The sequence below is a fragment of the Mycobacterium sp. NGS63 genome, assembly GCF_059812295.1.
Genome location: NZ_JCALCJ010000004.1, coordinates 98,002 through 113,901, shown reverse-complemented (window position 1 = coordinate 113,901; position 15,900 = coordinate 98,002). Strand labels below are relative to the sequence as shown.

The window sequence follows — 15,900 nt, the reverse complement described above, 5'->3', positions numbered from 1 at the left end:
GCGCGTGGCTCAGCCCGCGTAGGCGATGCGGGCGCTGCACAGGTCGTCGACGAACGACGCGTAGGCCGCGTCGTGGGCGGCGCTGCGATCGCGCAACACCGACGACGGGTGCACCGTCGCCACGGCGATCGGCGCCGGCTCGAGCGTCACGTCGACGGTGTCGGGCAACTCGACGACCCGGCCGCGCTCAGCCGAGACCCGGAACGCGGCCCCCAGCAGGGATTGCGCGGCGGTCGCCCCTAGGCACACGATCACCTGCGGGCGCACCGCCTCGATCTCGGCGATCAGCCACGGCCGGCACGCGACGACCTCGGTGCGGCTCGGCTTCTGGTGGATGCGCCGTTTGCCGCCCTTGCGGGTGAACTTGAAATGCTTGACGGCGTTGGTCTGGTACGTCAGCGTCGGGTCGATGTCGGCCTCGTCGAGCGCCCGGGCGAGCAACCGCCCCGCGGGGCCGACGAACGGCAGGCCGGCCCGGTCCTCCTGGTCCCCCGGCTGCTCGCCCACCAGCATGATGGGAGCCCCCGGGTGCCCGTGCCCGAAGACGGTCTGGGTGGCGTCGGCGAAAAGCGGGCAGCCGCGGCAATGGCCGGCCGCGCTCTGCAACGAATCCAGCGCGCGATCCTCGGGAAGGTAGCGCGCGGCGCTGGTCTTGGCGGCCGCCATGGCTCAGGCGGGATCGAGCAGGAAGCTGCCCAGGGACGTCACGGCCCTGGGCATACCCCTGCCCCGCGCCGGGAAAACGCTAGCCCTTGCCCACGATCGCGTCGCGGGCCCGGTCCAGCATCGCCGCGAAAGGTCCGGCGGCCAGGTTGGCCAGCTGGGTTTCGACGCCGGCGTGCGGCCGGGTGGGGGCGATCGCCTCGGCGAGCCTGGCGGCGCGGCCCATCCGGTCCAGCTCCTCGCCGCTCAATTGCTCGCCCAGCCTGGCGAACTCGTCGCGTTCCTCGTGCTCGGCGTGGTCGAGGACGGCGTCGCGCAGCCCGGTCAGCTTGCGGGTGAACTCCTCGCTGTCGACGTCGAGCTTCTCCAGTTCCTGCAGGGCCGTCTTGGCCTCGTGCTCCTCCTGAAGTCGCTCGTCGACCACCGCGGCGCCGTCGGCGATCTTCCGCTTGGCGCGCGGGTGCACGACCTCCTCTTCGGCGGTTTCGTGCACGGCGAGCAGCCGGCGCAGTTCCACGAACGCCTCCTCCCGCTTGTTCCCGGAGGCCGAGAGCGTTTCGGCGAACAACGCTTTGATCTGTTCGTGTTGGCTGACCAGAAAGTCGACCACATCGGTGGGCGACGTGATGGCGGTACGAACCATGAGGCAGTCTCTCCCCTCTGCTGTCTTGGTTGTCTTCGTCTTGGATTCGGCGCGCGGGCTGTTGCGCGCTCTGTTGCGGCTACCCGAGGCTCGCGGCCACGAAACGGTGCGTGCCCCGGCCGGATAAACACGTGTGAGGTGCGCCGATTCGGGTAATCCTGGCAGGCAGACAGGAGAATCCGATGAGCGCGACACAGAATCCCCCGCGGACGGCCATCGACATCGACAACGACGTCGCCTTGATCACTCAGCAGATCCAAGCGCTGCGGGAACTCGCGCAAAGCGACGACGAGGAGCCGATCAGCGAGGGCCGGCGTTACGACTTCAGCATCCGGTGGGGCACCGTGCTGGCCGGGCGGCTGAGCCGGCTGCGGCACTACGGCTCGCTGGGACGGCTCGACGACGCCGACATGCGCAGGTTCCAGACGTTGCGCGACGAGTTGCGCACGCTTTCGCACCTGATCGATCGCTTCCGGCTGGCTCGACCGGATTTCACCGACGGCCCCCCGCAGCTGGTGCCGGCGTCGAAAAGACCCGGGCGGTTCGGTCCGGAAAGCCCTTCTCCGACAAGGTGATCCGGCGCGCGGGCGTCGTCGCTCGCACGCCGCCCGCAGTGGCGCCCCCGCCCCCGGGCGCCGTCGGCTACATTCTCGGCAGGGTCCCAGGCTAAGGAGGCCGCCGTGAATCCCCAGGATCCTTTCGGGTACGGCCCGCTGAGCTACGACCCGCTGGGCCGCCCGCCACCCCCCGACCCGCCGCTCGAACTGCCGGTCCCCGAACCCCCGCCCGCGCCGCCGCAGCGCCCGCGCGCCCACCCCCTGGCGACGCAGTCGCTGGTGTTCGCCTTCCTGTCCCCGCCCGTCGGTGCGGTGCTGGGACACCTCGCGCTGGCGCGGCTGCGCCGCACGGGGGAGCCCGGCCGAAACCGCGCGCTGACCGGGGTGGCGCTGTCGTACGCGTTCGTCACGCTGGCGGTCGTCGCCGTCCTCGCGTGGTCCGCCGTGGCCGCGTTCCGTTCCGCCCCCGGCAACCCCGCGGCACCCGCCAGCACCGCCGCGGCGCCGCCGGGGCCCACCGTCGCACCGGACGCCATCGCCACGCTGCTGCCGGGCCTGAATGACCTGAAAACCATGACCGACGACCAGAACCTCGAGGCCGGCCAGACCTGGGACCACCCGGCCCGCTCCGACCGGGAGGGGACCATCGACCGCCCGGAGTGCTGGGGCGCCATCGCGCCCGGGACCCCGGACGCCTACACCGTCGAAGCCCTCTTCGGCTACCACGCGGCGGAATTCTCCGACACGCGCAGCCTGCTCAAGTCGGTCCAGGTAATCCAGGCCGTCGCGGCGTTTCGCGACCCGCCCGCGGCCCAGTCCCAGCTCGACAGGCTGCTCTCGGGGTGGCGCCAGTGCGGCGGCACGACCGTGAGCGTGACGATTCCGGAGGCGGGGGCGATCCCGTTCGCGTTGAGCGCCCCCGCCGACGCCGGAAACGGCGTCACCACAATGGATTTGGCGCCCAAGGGACTTCAGGTGCGCTCCGCCCGCGCGATCGCGGCCAAGGCCAACGTCGTCGTCGACCTGTACGTGTCCTACAGCGGGACCACCGACGCGCTGCGCCCCCGGCAATCGGCGGTGAGCATCGCCGAATACACGCTCAACAAGATCCCGGGCTAGCGTCGTGAGTCACCGACCGTGGGTGGTATGCACGAAAATTCGTTGAAATCCGTACCTAGCCACCACGCTCGGTGCGTATCGGAGGCCCCAGGCCGTCGTCTGGTGTCGGTGAAATAGCGACTCGGGCTAGCGCTCGCCTAGGGTGGACCCATGAAATATCTCGACGTCGACGGGGTCGGACGGGTCAGCCGAATCGGCCTGGGCACGTGGCAATTCGGGTCGCGCGAGTGGGGTTACGGGGATCATTACGCGTCGGGCGCGGCGCGCGACATCGTGCGGCGGGCCCGTGCCCTGGGCGTGACGCTGTTCGACACCGCCGAGGTGTACGGCCTGGGCAAGAGCGAACGGATCCTCGGCGAGGCGCTCGGCGACGAGCGCGCCGAGGTCGCGGTGGCCAGCAAGGTCTTCCCGGTGGCCCCGTTTCCCGCCGTGGTCAAGCAACGCGCAGGCGCGAGCGCGCGGCGGCTGGGGCTCGATCGCATCCCGCTCTACCAGATCCACCAACCCAACCCGCTGGTCCCCGATTCGGTGATCATGCCCGGCATGAGCGAGTTGCTCGACGCCGGAAAAATCGGCGCGGCCGGCGTCTCGAACTACTCGCTGGCGCGGTGGCGCAAGGCCGACGCCGCGCTCGGGCGCCCGGTCGTCAGCAACCAGGTGCATTTCTCGCTCGCCCACGCCGGTGCGCTCGAGGAGCTGGTGCCCTTCGCCGAAAGCGAGAACCGCATCGTGATCGCCTACAGCCCGCTGGCCCAAGGGCTGCTGGGCGGCAAGTACGGCCCGGACAACCGTCCCGGCGGCGTCCGGGCGATCAACCCGCTGTTCGGCACGGAAAACCTGCGCCGCATCGAGCCGCTGCTGGACACGTTGCGGGAGGTGGCGGCTGGCGTCGGCGCCCGGCCGGCCCAGGTGGCGCTGGCGTGGCTGGTCAGCCTGCCGGGCGTGGTGGCCATTCCGGGCGCGTCGAGCGTCGAGCAGCTCGAGTTCAACGTCGCCGCCGGCGACATCGAGCTGCCCCCGGACGCGCGCGACGCGCTCACCGCCGCGGCGCGCGCCTTCCGGCCGGTGTCGAGCGGGCGCTTCCTGGTGGACACGGTCCGCGAGAGACTGAGGCGCTAGACCGTTACGACTGCGCGGCGTCGGCGAACGCCGCCGGGCTGGCGGGGGCTCCCCGCGCCACCACGACCGGCATCGACGTCGCGGCATTGGTGCGCAGGATCGTGTGGACCACGTCGACGAGGTCCTCGATGGGCATCAGCTTGCCGGGCATGCAGCCGCGCGAGGACCACAGCGGGACGGCCTGCATCGCGAGGTCCATGTCCCAGCCGACGTTCATCCCGGTTTGCCCGTCGCCCTCGCCGCCCGCGCACTCCCCCACGATCAGGCTGGTGAAGCCGATGTCGGGATGCTCGGCCCGCCACGCCTCGACGAGCCTTTCGAGGGCGGCCTTGCTGACGCCGTACGCCCCCAGGCCCGGCCACGGCGGCCCGAAAGTGCCTGCGTCGGAAGACAGGTAGACCGCCTTGCCGGCCGAAGCCGTCAGGTGCGGCACCGCCGCGGCGGTCACCAGCGACGCGCCGATGACGTTGGTGTCGAAGATGCGCCGCCAGGTCGCGGCGTCGGTGTCGACCATCCGGACCAGCGGCCCGACGGCAGGCGCGTAGACGAGGTTGTCGATCCCGCCGAGCGCGTCCGCGGCGGCGCCAATTCCCGCGCGGCAGGACGCCTCGTCGGTGACGTCGCATTCGATGGCGACCGCGCCGGGGCCCGCCTCCTTCGCCGCGGAGTCGATGCGCTCACGTCGCCGGGCGAGCAGGGCGACCTGATCGCCGCGCCGAGCGAGGCCGACGCCGATGCAACGCCCGAGGCCGCTCGATGCGCCAACCACCACTGTCCTTGACATATTCGCCCTCTCCTGTAACGAGCCCGCTGGAGGCACAGCGTATCGACCAGGGCGGGGTCGCGTGAGGGCGCCCGGCGGTCTAGCGCGGCGTGGTGCGGCGCGGACGCCCGTGGGGGTCGCGCTCGATGAGGCCGTTCTCCTCGAACGCGGCCAACCAGCCCCGCATGGGCCACCAGCCCCATCGCTCGTGAAAGATCGTGGCGTTGCGCAGGATGTCGTCGAGATGCTGCACGGGCGGGTCGGCGGTCGGGTGGAACTGATGGAAGGCGTGCGCGCCGCCCACCCAGCGCATCGGCACACGCCGGGCCGCGGCACGTTGCGCGAAGTCGGTGTCCTCACCGCCGTAGCCGCGATAGCGCTCGCAGAAGCCGCCGATGCGATGCCACGTCGCGGCGGTCACGGCGAACGACAGCGACCAGAACAGGGCGTAGTCCGTGGTGGACTCGACGTGGCGGTCGGGCGGCGCGGGACGCGCGGGGTGCGGATCGGGGTGGGCCTCGAGCTCGGAGATCGCGTAGCCGGCCGGTCCCGGCGGCGGCAGGTAGGTGACCGGTCCGCACAGCAGGGCGCCGGCGTGCTCGGGGTTCGACGCCGCGTGCCGGTAGCGATCGAGCAGGTGCCTCCCCGGAATGCAGTCGACATCGAGGAACACCAACAGTTCGGCCGAGCGTGCCAGCGCGGCGGCGGCTCCCCGGTTGCGACCGTGCGCGACGGGGACGGGTTCGGCGGCGCGCACCTCGAGGACATGGGCAGCGGCCCCGGCGTCGGCGACGGTCTGCGCGACGCACGGATCGCCGAGCGCGACCACGATATGCACGTCGGGCGGCGCGGCGCTGCCCGCTAGTCCGCACAGCTGGCGGCGCAGGTGGAGGCTTCTGCCCCGCGCGGTGGTGATCACCGCGGTCTTCATACCGCCGGCCCGGGCGCGCACCGCTGCGCGGTGGCTTCGATCGCCGCGGCGGCGCGAGCGGCCGCGTCGCGCACCTGCCAGCGACACCACGCGCCGGGCTCGCCGGCCCGGGCGTGCGCCAGCAGCGCCGGCCAGGCCCGGGTGTCGGGCCACCCGTGCGCGACCGTGGCCAGCCGATGCCGGCGCAACACCTCGGCGGTGGCGCGTTGCTCGTCGAAGGGACGCGGCTGGGGGATCACCACGGCGGGCCGCCGCGCTGCGGCGACGTCGGCGATGCAGCTTTGGCCCGCGTGCGTGACGACGACGTCGGCGCCGCAGATCCGTGGCCAGGGATCGTCGGCCCAGCTCCCGTTGCCGCCGCCGAGCACCGTCCACGTCGTGCCCGGACAGGCCCGCGCGCCGTCGGCGGCGGTTTCGCCGAATTCCGCACTGCCCCCGCCGAATACGAGGACCCGCAACGTGTCCGGCGGGCCAGTCGGCCCATCGGCGCGGGAACAGGCCCGTCCGTCGAAGCGGCTGATGCCCCCGACGTAGCTGGTCTTGTCGGCGTAGGGCCGCAACCACGCCGGCTCGGAGAGATCCTTGGGCCAGGCCGCCACGATGTGGTCGGCGAGCCGGTGGGCAAGCAGGTGCGGGGGGTCGACGCGGGTGCCGGGTAGCGCGACGACGATCAGCGGCACGCCCAGCAGCCGGACGAAGGCCGCCACCTCCACCGACACGTCCGTCACGAAGGCCTGCGGTCGCTCCTCGGTGACCCATTGTGCGATCGCGTTCATCCGTTCCCGAAACCCGTTGTCGTGGTGCGGCGCCCAGTGCAGCGCGCCGTGCGCGGTGGGCCGGCCCATGTGCCGACCCTGGTCGTCACGCGGTAACTTCACGGTGGCCGCGAAGGGGTGTGGCGTGGGGACCTCAGACGAGGTCAACGCGGCGACCGGGTGGCGCATTTGCGCGCAGATGCTCATCGCCCGCGCCATATGACCGAAACCGTGGTGGTGGATGTAGTAGCCGATCATCGCTGACCTCGCTGTGGTTTTCGATCACCTGCCGGTACAAGTCGACGTAGCCGCGCACCATCGCCTCCGACGAGCACCGGCGCAGGGCGTGCTCGCGCACGGGGCCGCGTGCCAGCCGGTGGGCCTCGGGTATGGCCCGCGCCAGGGCGGCGACGTGGCCGGGCTCCACGAGCCGGCCCGACTGGGGCGCAACGAGTTCGGGGATCCCCCCGCGGGCGAAAGCGACCACCGGCGTGCCGCAGCACATGGCCTCGGCAACCACGAGCCCGTAGGGTTCGTCCCACATCGGGGTGACCAAGGCCGCGGCGGACGCGCCGACCAGCCGCGCCAACTGCTCCTGGTCGAGGTGGCCGGCGTAGCGTATCTCGTCATCCAGCTGCGGCGCCACCTCGGCGGCGAAGTACTGCGCGTCGGCGATCGGGCCGGCGAGCACGAGTCGCCTGCCGGCGCGCCGGGCCGCCCCGATGGCCACGTGGGGCGCCTTTTCGGCCGTGATCCGGCCGAACCACACCAACGCGTCGCCGCCGGGACCCAGCGGCCACTGCCGCACGTCAATTCCGTTGGGCACCACGGCGATATCGCCGACGGCGTCGCGCCACGCCGTCGCCGTGTGCCGGGAGACGGCGACGAAGCGGCTGGGGGCCCCGGCCGTGGACTGGATCGCGGACTCCAGCCACGGTGTCGGGGGCGTGTGCACCGTGGTGAGCAGCGGCGTGCGCAGCATGGGGGCCATCGCCACCGGCAGATAGTGCAGGCTGTGGTTGTGGATGATGTCGAAGTCGCCGCGGGCGCTGGTCGCCAGCTGCAACATCAGCGTCAGGTAGGCGTGATGGTCGGCCATGAAGGTCTCCGGCGGCATGGACACGTCGGCGCGCGCGGTCGCCGAGACCTCCAGGCTGCGCACCGCGAGGCTGCGGCATCCCAGGTCCCGGTCGGATCCGGGCGCGGCGAAAAGCGACACCTGGTGGCCGCGCCCGACGAGGGCGCGGGCTAGGTGCCACACGTGCGCTTCCAGACCGCCGGCGAACGGCTGGCTGATGGGGAAGCGGCTGGACGCGATCACCGCGATCCGCAACGGCGCGGTCATCCCAGCACCTCGCGATACAGGCGCCGGTGAGCCGCGGCGAGTCGCACCCGTTCGCTCCGTCGCGCCGCCCAGCTCGCCCGCGGCATCGGGGCGCCAATTGTCCAGCGGCGGTGGGCTTCCGCGACCGCGCGGCCCAGCGATTGCTCGTCGAAGCTTTCCTCGCTGAACTCGAAGACCCCGCACGGGCGCTGTTGGTCGTAGAATCCGCAGCTCGGGACGATGACGGCCGTGCCGAGGTCAAAGCAGGCCTCGAGCCAGCCCGAGTGGCTGCCGAAACGATACGGCAGCACCGAGACGGTCAATGACGCCAAGTAGTCCCACAATTCGGCGTCGGAGAAGTACGGATGCACCCGCACGCGGACATGGCCGTGGCGGTCGTAGGCCAGCAGCGCGGCGCCGGTCCGCGGCGCGTACCAGTGGTTGGCGGGATCGAAAATTTCGTCGTGGACGTCGATCCGCAGTACCGCGTGCGGCAGCGCCGAGACGATTTCGACGAGCGCATCGACGATCGGCAGCGGATCCATATTGGCGCGCAGGCTTTTCGCGTGCACACCGACCACGAAGCTCGCACCGTCGCTGCGCTCCTTTTCGATGCGGCCGCTGCTCAGCACGTGCGGATGGGGAAGGACCCGGCAGGCGCGTCCCCACCGAGACGAAATCGCCTGTGCGGCACCCGGTGTCAGGGTGATCAACTCGTCGGCCGCCGCGACCAGCACGTCCTGTTGCTCGGCGTGGGCCTGCGGCACATCATGGTGCGGGTTGCGCAGGTCGTGCAACGTGTACACCAGCGGCTTGTGGTGGGCCTTGAGCTCGGCCACCACCCCCGACAGCACGTCGGGCGAGATGGCGTCGAAGCCGAAGTGGACGTGAAACACGTCGAACCGGTCGTGGTTGTCGCCGACCCAGCCGGGCTCGAGCATCAGCGGCGGCCACCAGCCGCCCGGGACGGTCCGGCCGTCGGCGGGCGCCGGGTCGGCCAGGCGCACCACGCTGTCGAAGCCGCCGGGCTCGGACAGGTGTCGCACGTATACGTGCGAAGCCGGTACCGAAGCAACACGCACCGATGACATCCTTCCGAAAAGGCAAGGGGTCGAAGGGCCGCGGGCCAAAGCGCCTGTGAGCGCCGTGAAGTCCCCGCGTGCAGAACCAGTCCTGCGAGCTCAAGAACGCTGCGCCAGGACTGGTACCCCGGACCTTGCGGGCTAAACGCCGCCGGATGGGGCCGTGGGATCCGGCCCGGTCACGGGCGTGTCCGCACCGTCCGCGCTCGCCGGCATGGGGGCGTCAATCGCCGCGTCACCGTGCGGTAGCGTCCGGTGCGGCCTGCAGCACGACGGCGGTGTAGGCGTCCACGGTCAGCGTCGCCGCCGCGGGCAGCTCCTCGCCCAGCGCCGCCGCGTCGGCTCCGGTGTGCACCGCGGTGAGCCAGGAGGCTCCGAATTCCTTTGGCGGCAGTGTGAATTCGATGGGCTCGTGGTGGGCGTTGAAACACAACAGGAACGAGTCGTCGACTACCCGCTGGCCCCGCGCGTCGAGGTAGGGGATGCCCTGGCCGTTGAGGAACACCGCGACGGACTTGGCGAAACCCGTGCCCCAGTCCTCGTCGCCCATCTCGGTGCCGTCGGGAGTGAACCAGGAGATGTCCGGCAGCCCGCCCGCGCCGCGCCGGCCCACCGGCTTGCCGGAGAAGAACCGGCGCCGGCGGAACACCGGGTGGTTGGCCCGCAGCGCCGACACCACCCGGGTGAACTCCAGCAGGCCGGCGTCGGCGTTGGCCCAGTCGATCCACGTGATCTCGTTGTCCTGGCAGTAGCCGTTGTTGTTGCCGTCCTGCGTCCGGCCCAGTTCGTCACCGTGGCAGATCATCGGCACCCCCTGCGACAGCAGCAGGGTGGTCAGGAAGTTGCGTTGCTGGCGGGCCCGCAACGCGTTGACCTCCGCATCGTCGGTAGGCCCCTCGGCGCCGCAGTTCCACGACCGGTTGTGGCTCTCGCCGTCGTTGTTGTCCTCGCCGTTGGCCTCGTTGTGCTTTTCGTTGTAGGACACCAGGTCGCGCAGCGTGAAGCCGTCGTGGGCGGTGACGAAGTTGATCGATGCCACCGGCCGGCGGGCGGTGTGCTCGTAGAGGTCGGCCGACCCGGACAGCCGGTAGGCGAACTCGTCGAGGGTGGCGGGCTCACCGCGCCAGAAGTCCCGGACGGTGTCGCGGTACTTGCCGTTCCACTCCGTCCACTGGGGCGGGAAGTTGCCGACCTGGTAGCCGCCCGGGCCGACGTCCCAGGGTTCGGCGATGAGCTTGACCTGGCTGACCGTCGGATCCTGTTGCACGAGTTCGAAAAACGTCGCCAGGCGGTCGACGTCGTAGAACTCGCGGGCCAGCGTCGCGGCCAGATCGAACCGGAAGCCGTCGACGTGCATCTCGGTCACCCAGTAGCGCAGCGAGTCCATGATCAGCTGCAGGGCGTGCGGATGCCCGACGTTGAGGCTGTTGCCGGTGCCCGTGTAGTCCATGTAGTAGCGCTTGTCGTCCTCGACCAGCCGGTAGTAGGCGGCGTTGTCGATGCCGCGCATCGACAACGTGGGGCCCAGGTGGTTGCCCTCGGCGGTGTGGTTGTAGACGACGTCGAGGATGACCTCGATGCCGGCCTCGTGCAGGGCGCGCACCATCGCCTTGAACTCCTGCACCTGTCCCCCGGCCGACGCGGAGCTGGAGTACTTCGGGTCGGGCGCGAAGAACGCAATCGTGTTGTAGCCCCAGTAATTCGACAGCCCCTTGTCGACGAGGGTGGAGTCGTTGGCGAAGTGGTGCACCGGCATCAGCTCCACGGCGGTGACGCCGATGCTCTGCAGGTGCTCGATCATCACCGGGTGCGCCACCGCGGCGTAGGTTCCGCGGAGCTGTTCGGGGATGTCGGGATGGGTCTGGCTGAGGCCCTTGACGTGCGCCTCGTAGACCACCGTGTCGGCGTACTGATGGTCGGGTGGGCGGTCGTTGCCCCAATCGAAGTACGGGTTGATCACCACCGACTTGGGCATGCTGGCGGCGGAGTCGTCGTCGTTGCGGCTGTCGGGGTCGCCGAAGTTGTAGCCGAACAGGGACTGGTTCCACTCGAACGTGCCGTCGATGGCCTTCGCGTACGGGTCCAGCAACAGCTTGTTCGGGTTGCACCGCAGCCCGGCCTGGGGGTCGTGCGGGCCGTGCACGCGGTACCCGTAGCGCTGGCCCGGCTCGATGTTGGGCACGTAGGCGTGCCAGACGAACCCGTCGGCCTCGGGCAGGCTGATGCGGCTCTCTTCGCCGTCGGCGTCGAACAGGCACAACTCCACCCGCTCGGCCACCTCGCTGAACACCGCGAAGTTGGTGCCGGCGCCGTCGTACGACGCGCCCAGCGGATAGGCCCGGCCCGGCCACACTTCGCCGGTGGGCGTGGGGGCGGCGGCGGGTGCGGTGGTCATGGCCCATTCAGTACCCTGCCGGGCCCACCCTCAAACCGCCGTCCGATCGGTAGCCGGAAAGCGTTGGGCCCTAGACGTTTTCAGGGTTTCAGGACGATCTTGACGGCACCGTCCTGCTTTTTCTGGAAGATATCGTAGGCGTGGGGGGCCTGGTCCAGCGGCAGCACGTGGGTGGCGAACGTGTCGACGCCCAGCGGGTCGTCGTCGCCCAGCAAGGGCATGATGTCGTCGACCCACCTCTTGACGTTGGCCTGCCCCATCCGCAGGGTCACCTGCTTGTCGAACAGGGTGAGCATCGGGATGGGGTCGGCCATCCCGCCGTAGACGCCGCTGAGCGAGATCGTGCCGCCGCGCCGCACGATGTCGATGGCCGAATACAGGGCCGAAAGCCGGTCCACGCCGGCGGTCTGCATGAGCCGCTTGCCGAGCGCGTCGGGCAACATGCCGCTGGCCTGCTGGGCGAGCTTGGCGACCGGGGATCCGTGGGCCTCCATGCCGACCGCGTCGATGACCGAATCGGTGCCCCGCCCGTCGGTCAGGTCCCGGATCACGTCCCCGAGGGGGGAGTCGATTCGGCTCAGGTCGATGGTGTGGATGCCGCGCCCGGCGGCGCGAGCCAGGCGTTCGGGCACCAGGTCGACGGCGATGACCCGGCGGCCCAGATGGTCGGCGATGCGCGCGGCCATGTCGCCGATCGGGCCCAGACCCAGGACGGTCACCGAGCCGCCGTCGGGAATGTCGGCGTAGTCGACCGCCTGCCAGGCCGTCGGCAACACATCGGAGAGATAGACGAACCGCGAATCCGGCGGGCCCACAGGGACTTTGATGTGGGTGAACTGGGCCTGCGGGACGCGCAGGAATTCGGCCTGGCCGCCGGCGACCTCGCCGTAGAGCTCCGAATAGCCGAATAGCGCCGCGCCCATGCCGTGGTCGCGCACCTGGGTGGTTTCGCATTGGGTGTAGAGCTGCTTGTCGCACATGTAGCAACGCCCGCAGGAAATCTGGAACGGGATGACGACGCGGTCGCCGACCCGCAGGTCGCCCGTCTCACCACCCACCTCGCGGACGATTCCCATGGCTTCGTGGCCGAGGATGTCCCCCGCCTCCATGAAGGCGCCGAGGACCTCGTAGAGGTGCAGGTCGGACCCGCAGATGTTGGTCGAGGTGACCTCGACGATGGCGTCGGTGGGCCGTTCGATCTTGGGGTCGGGCACCGATTCCACGCGGACGTCGCGTTTGCCCTGCCAAGTGACGGCTTTCATGTGCAAGGCACATACCCGCCTCGCGCCGGGCGAAACGCCGTCAGGTGCCGCGCTCGGTTTGCTGGGACGCTTGAGCGGATGTTCGCTGTCGATCAGCGTTTTGGCGATCTCGATCAGCTTGGTATTGGATTTTTGCGACAGCCGGGACAGCAGTTCGAACGCCTCGACCGCATCGAGGTTGAAGCGCTCCATGATCACGCCCTTGGCCTGACCGATGATGTCCCGCGACGCCAGGGCGCTGCGGAACTGGTCCTGGCGGCGCATCATCGACCACGCCAGCGCGACGTGCGCGGCGAAGACTCCGCCGAGCTCCAGCGATTCCTCGGTGAAGGCGTGCGGCTCTTCGGCATAGAAGTTGAGCGCCGACATGCTGTTGCTGTCGACGAACAGCTCGTAGGACAGGATCGAGCGGATCGGGGTCTCCTCGAGCGCCTCGCGCTGATAGTGCGGCCAGCGTTGGTCGGTGTTGAGATCCTCGACGTGCATGATGTGGTGCTGCCACACCGCCGCCAGGCAGGGCCCCTCCCCGTACCGGTTCTGGATCGCGTCCAGGACCATCGGGTAGCGGTGGGTGGCGACCACGTTGGTGACCGTCTTGGTCCGGTCGGCCAGGGTTATCCCCGCGTACTGGCAGCCCGCCACGTGCCGGGCGCCGCTATCGACGAGTTCGCGCAGCACGACGTTGGTTTCCGTTTCGTGGCGCTCGAGGTCGGCAATCAGCCCCGCGAGCTGGGTCGCGATCGAGTTCTGGCCCTCGGGCATGGTAGTCACCCGCCCCGCCTCAGTTGGGTCATGGTGGCGACGACAATTCCGACCTTGCCGACGCATAAAACGAAGTCTATGAGCCATAGAACGAAGTGCCAAGCGGGCAAAATGGGCCGCGGCGGGATCCCGGATGCCTTCTGAACGCCCGCGCCGCCGATACCGATTGCGGCGTAACGATTTCGGACGATTTCGGGTCCCTCACGGCGCCCGCGCCGGGCAAATCACGGCCCGTTACACTCGCGGTGATGACCTCGATCGTGATCGTCGGCAGTGGCTTCACCGGGTTCACCTGCGCGCGCCGCCTCGCGCGCATCCTCGAGCGGCGACGCGCGCCGGTCGCCATCACGATGATCTCCCCGGTCGACTACATGCTGTACACGCCGCTGTTGCCCGACGTCGCCGGCGGCGTCGTCGACGCCCGCTTCGTCGCAATGCCGCTGGCCAACACCCTCAAGGGCGTCCGCGCCGTGCGCGGCCGGGTCGACGGCGTGGATTTCGCGCGACGCACCCTGACCTATCGCGATCCCGACGAACGCGGCCACTCGATGTCGTGGGATCGGCTGGTCCTCACCCCGGGTTCGGTGACGCGGCTGTTCGACGTGCCGGGGCTCGCGACGCACGCGCGGGGACTGAAGACCACCGCCGAGGCCCTCTACCTGCGCGACCACGTCGTCGAGCAGCTCGAGCTGGCCAACATCGAGGACGACCCCCAGGTGGCGGCGGCCCGGCGCGCGGTCGTCGTGGTCGGCGCGTCCTACTCGGGCACCGAACTGGTCGCCCAGCTGCGGGCGCTGGCCGACGCGGCGGCCAAACAGATGGGTTTCGACGCCGCCGAAGTCAAGTTTTTGCTCCTGGATACCGCCGAGCAGGTCATGCCCGAGGTGGGACGCAAACTCGGCGACGCCGCCCTCAGGGCGTTGCGCCGCCGGGGCATCGACGTCCGCCTCGGCACCACGCTCAAGGAGGCGCACGCCGATCACGTTGTGCTCAGCGATGATTCACGCGTCGACACCCACACGCTGGCCTGGGTGACGGGGGTGACCGGGGCCCCGCTGATCCAGGAACTGGGCCTGCCGACGGAACGGGGCCGGCTCACAGTCCAGGCCGACCTGCAGGTGCCCGGCCACCCCGCCGTGTTCGCCGCCGGCGACGCGGCGGCGGTTCCCGACCTGACGGAACCCGGAAAGATCACCCCGCCCACCGCGCAGCACGCGACGCGGCAGGGCAAGGTGCTGGCCCGGAACGTGGCCGCCAGCCTGGGCTACGGCACGCCCAAGCAGTACAAGCACCACAACCTGGGCCTGGTGGTCGACCTGGGCCCCCGGTATGCCGTGGCCAACCCGCTCAACGTCCAGCTGTCGGGGCTCCCCGCGAAGGCCGTGACCCGGGCCTACCACCTCTACGCGATCCCGCGGGCGGTCAACCGGTGGGCTGTCTCGCTGGCCTACCTGACCGACGCGCTGTTCGACCGATCCGTGGTGTCGATCGGCCTGGCCTCCGAGGAGGACGCGCAATTCGCCGCCAGCGAGGGCATCCCGATGCCGAAGACGAGCTAGCCCCCGGTCCGCTTCTTCTTGGCTGCGGCGCCCCGCAAGTCGCGGTTGGTGGAGCGCAGGTCGGAGTTGGCCGCCGATAGCGCGGTGTTGTCGTCCTCGAGGCTGAGGATGCGGGCGATGCCGGCCAGGTTCACCCCGGCCTCGACCAGCGCGCTGATGCGTTGCAGCCGGGCCAGGTCGTCGGCGCTGTAGCGCCGGGTCCCGCCGTCGCTGCGGGCCGGGCTCAACAACCCGTGCCGTTCGTAGAGGCGCAGGGACTGCACCGGGACGCCGGAAAGTTCGGCGGCCACCGAGATTCCGTACACCCCCCGATCCGACGCCGGAGCGCCGGCGTTCTCGGTCATATCGGGTCTCCGCAGCGAACTCGCACGAAAATCTGTTTATCACACTTGCACTCAGCTGTCGAGAGTGCTATATGAAATCTATGTCGTGAGACATAAGTTAGACACTTCGCAATCAACAGATTGGAGTGAGAGGTGACCGCCATGCTGATGCGTACCGATCCGTTCCGTGAGCTGGACCGCTTCGCCCAGCACGTGCTCGGCACGGCCGCCCGGCCCGCGGTGATGCCGATGGACGCCTGGCGCGAGGGAGAGCGCTTCGTCGTCGAATTCGACCTGCCGGGCATCGACACCGACACGCTGGACATCGACATCGAGCGCAACGTGGTGACCGTGCGCGCCGAACGCCCGGCCGTCGACCCCGACCGCGAGATGCTGGCCACCGAGCGGCCACGCGGGGTGTTCAGTCGCCAGCTCGTGCTGGGCGAAAACCTCGACACCGAGAGGATCGAGGCCGCCTACCGCGAGGGCGTCCTGCGGCTGACCATCCCGGTGGCCGAAAAGGCCAAGCCACGCAAGATCTCCGTCGACCGCGGCAACGGGCACCGCGCCATCGACGAGAACGCCCCGACGCGGGAGGTGATCGACGCCTGAGAGTCGGCTGAAGGGCGGCGGCCCAGCTCGG

15 protein-coding genes and 1 pseudogene are annotated in these 15,900 nt (G+C 70.1%); 5 read left to right on the top strand and 11 right to left on the bottom strand.

Annotated elements, in window-relative coordinates:
* Positions 1–9 precede the first annotated feature (9 nt).
* Together AC5Y4Z_RS10985 and AC5Y4Z_RS10980 are read right to left on the bottom strand one after the other, a co-directional pair.
* On the bottom strand, positions 10–666 hold the full coding sequence (locus AC5Y4Z_RS10985) for a UdgX family uracil-DNA binding protein (RefSeq protein ID WP_499963559.1): 657 nt from the start codon (positions 664–666) through the stop codon (positions 10–12).
* Between the two features lie 79 nt (positions 667–745).
* The gene (locus AC5Y4Z_RS10980; protein WP_499963557.1) at positions 746–1,306 is read right to left on the bottom strand and encodes a hemerythrin domain-containing protein; all 561 of its coding nucleotides are present in this window, start codon (positions 1,304–1,306) and stop codon (positions 746–748) included.
* 182 nt (positions 1,307–1,488) lie between these two features.
* Between AC5Y4Z_RS10980 and AC5Y4Z_RS10975 the strand changes: the two genes are divergently transcribed.
* The 3 genes from AC5Y4Z_RS10975 (at position 1,489) to AC5Y4Z_RS10965 (ending at position 4,101) form a co-directional block, all read left to right on the top strand.
* The gene (locus AC5Y4Z_RS10975; protein ID WP_499963555.1) at positions 1,489–1,881 is read left to right on the top strand and encodes a hypothetical protein; all 393 of its coding nucleotides are present in this window, start codon (positions 1,489–1,491) and stop codon (positions 1,879–1,881) included.
* Positions 1,882–1,986: 105 nt separating this feature from the next.
* Positions 1,987–2,982 carry a sensor domain-containing protein gene (locus tag AC5Y4Z_RS10970; protein WP_499963553.1) on the top strand — a complete coding sequence of 332 codons (996 nt, stop codon included), beginning with the start codon at positions 1,987–1,989 and terminating at the stop codon, positions 2,980–2,982.
* Positions 2,983–3,132: 150 nt separating this feature from the next.
* Positions 3,133–4,101, top strand: a complete 969-nt coding sequence (locus AC5Y4Z_RS10965; RefSeq protein ID WP_499963551.1) for an aldo/keto reductase — start codon at positions 3,133–3,135, stop codon at positions 4,099–4,101.
* A gap of 4 nt (positions 4,102–4,105) precedes the next feature.
* On the opposite strand, the gene AC5Y4Z_RS10960 is transcribed toward AC5Y4Z_RS10965, so the two are convergent.
* From AC5Y4Z_RS10960 to AC5Y4Z_RS10925, 8 genes and pseudogenes are all read right to left on the bottom strand, one after another.
* Positions 4,106–4,873: an SDR family oxidoreductase gene (locus AC5Y4Z_RS10960; protein WP_499964746.1), complete on the bottom strand. Its 768-nt coding sequence runs from the start codon at positions 4,871–4,873 to the stop codon at positions 4,106–4,108.
* A gap of 91 nt (positions 4,874–4,964) precedes the next feature.
* Positions 4,965–5,795: a glycosyltransferase family 2 protein gene (locus tag AC5Y4Z_RS10955; RefSeq protein ID WP_499963549.1), complete on the bottom strand. Its 831-nt coding sequence runs from the start codon at positions 5,793–5,795 to the stop codon at positions 4,965–4,967.
* A complete protein-coding gene (locus AC5Y4Z_RS10950) occupies positions 5,792–6,808 on the bottom strand; it encodes a glycosyltransferase (protein WP_499963547.1) in 1,017 nt (338 codons plus the stop codon). The genes AC5Y4Z_RS10955 and AC5Y4Z_RS10950 overlap by 4 nt, the downstream gene beginning before the upstream one ends.
* Positions 6,705–7,895 (bottom strand): glycosyltransferase family 4 protein, encoded by a 1,191-nt coding sequence (locus AC5Y4Z_RS10945; RefSeq protein ID WP_499963545.1) that lies wholly within the window; start codon positions 7,893–7,895, stop codon positions 6,705–6,707. Before AC5Y4Z_RS10945 ends, AC5Y4Z_RS10950 begins: the two co-directional genes overlap by 104 nt.
* On the bottom strand, positions 7,892–8,965 hold the full coding sequence (locus AC5Y4Z_RS10940) for a glycosyltransferase family protein (RefSeq protein ID WP_499963543.1): 1,074 nt from the start codon (positions 8,963–8,965) through the stop codon (positions 7,892–7,894). Before AC5Y4Z_RS10940 ends, AC5Y4Z_RS10945 begins: the two co-directional genes overlap by 4 nt.
* Before the next feature lie 226 nt (positions 8,966–9,191).
* Positions 9,192–11,351: a glycogen debranching protein GlgX gene (gene glgX / locus AC5Y4Z_RS10935; protein WP_499963541.1), complete on the bottom strand. Its 2,160-nt coding sequence runs from the start codon at positions 11,349–11,351 to the stop codon at positions 9,192–9,194.
* An 80-nt stretch (positions 11,352–11,431) separates the two neighbouring features.
* On the bottom strand, positions 11,432–12,613 hold the full coding sequence (locus AC5Y4Z_RS10930) for a zinc-dependent alcohol dehydrogenase (protein WP_499964743.1): 1,182 nt from the start codon (positions 12,611–12,613) through the stop codon (positions 11,432–11,434).
* Positions 12,614–12,715: 102 nt separating this feature from the next.
* Positions 12,716–13,375: pseudogene (locus tag AC5Y4Z_RS10925) on the bottom strand (GAF and ANTAR domain-containing protein); the annotation flags it as partial.
* A 248-nt stretch (positions 13,376–13,623) separates the two neighbouring features.
* On the opposite strand from AC5Y4Z_RS10925, the gene AC5Y4Z_RS10920 reads away from it, so the two are divergent.
* On the top strand, positions 13,624–14,934 hold the full coding sequence (locus AC5Y4Z_RS10920; RefSeq protein ID WP_499963539.1) for an NAD(P)/FAD-dependent oxidoreductase: 1,311 nt from the start codon (positions 13,624–13,626) through the stop codon (positions 14,932–14,934).
* Here the strand turns inward: AC5Y4Z_RS10920 and AC5Y4Z_RS10915 are convergent.
* Positions 14,931–15,278 (bottom strand): MerR family transcriptional regulator, encoded by a 348-nt coding sequence (locus tag AC5Y4Z_RS10915; RefSeq protein ID WP_499963537.1) that lies wholly within the window; start codon positions 15,276–15,278, stop codon positions 14,931–14,933. The two genes, AC5Y4Z_RS10920 and AC5Y4Z_RS10915, sit on opposite strands and share 4 nt — an antisense overlap.
* Positions 15,279–15,419: 141 nt before the next feature.
* Here AC5Y4Z_RS10915 and AC5Y4Z_RS10910 point away from each other — a divergent pair, with 141 nt between their 5' ends.
* Positions 15,420–15,869 carry an Hsp20/alpha crystallin family protein gene (locus AC5Y4Z_RS10910; protein ID WP_499963534.1) on the top strand — a complete coding sequence of 150 codons (450 nt, stop codon included), beginning with the start codon at positions 15,420–15,422 and terminating at the stop codon, positions 15,867–15,869.
* Positions 15,870–15,900: the final 31 nt, after the last annotated feature.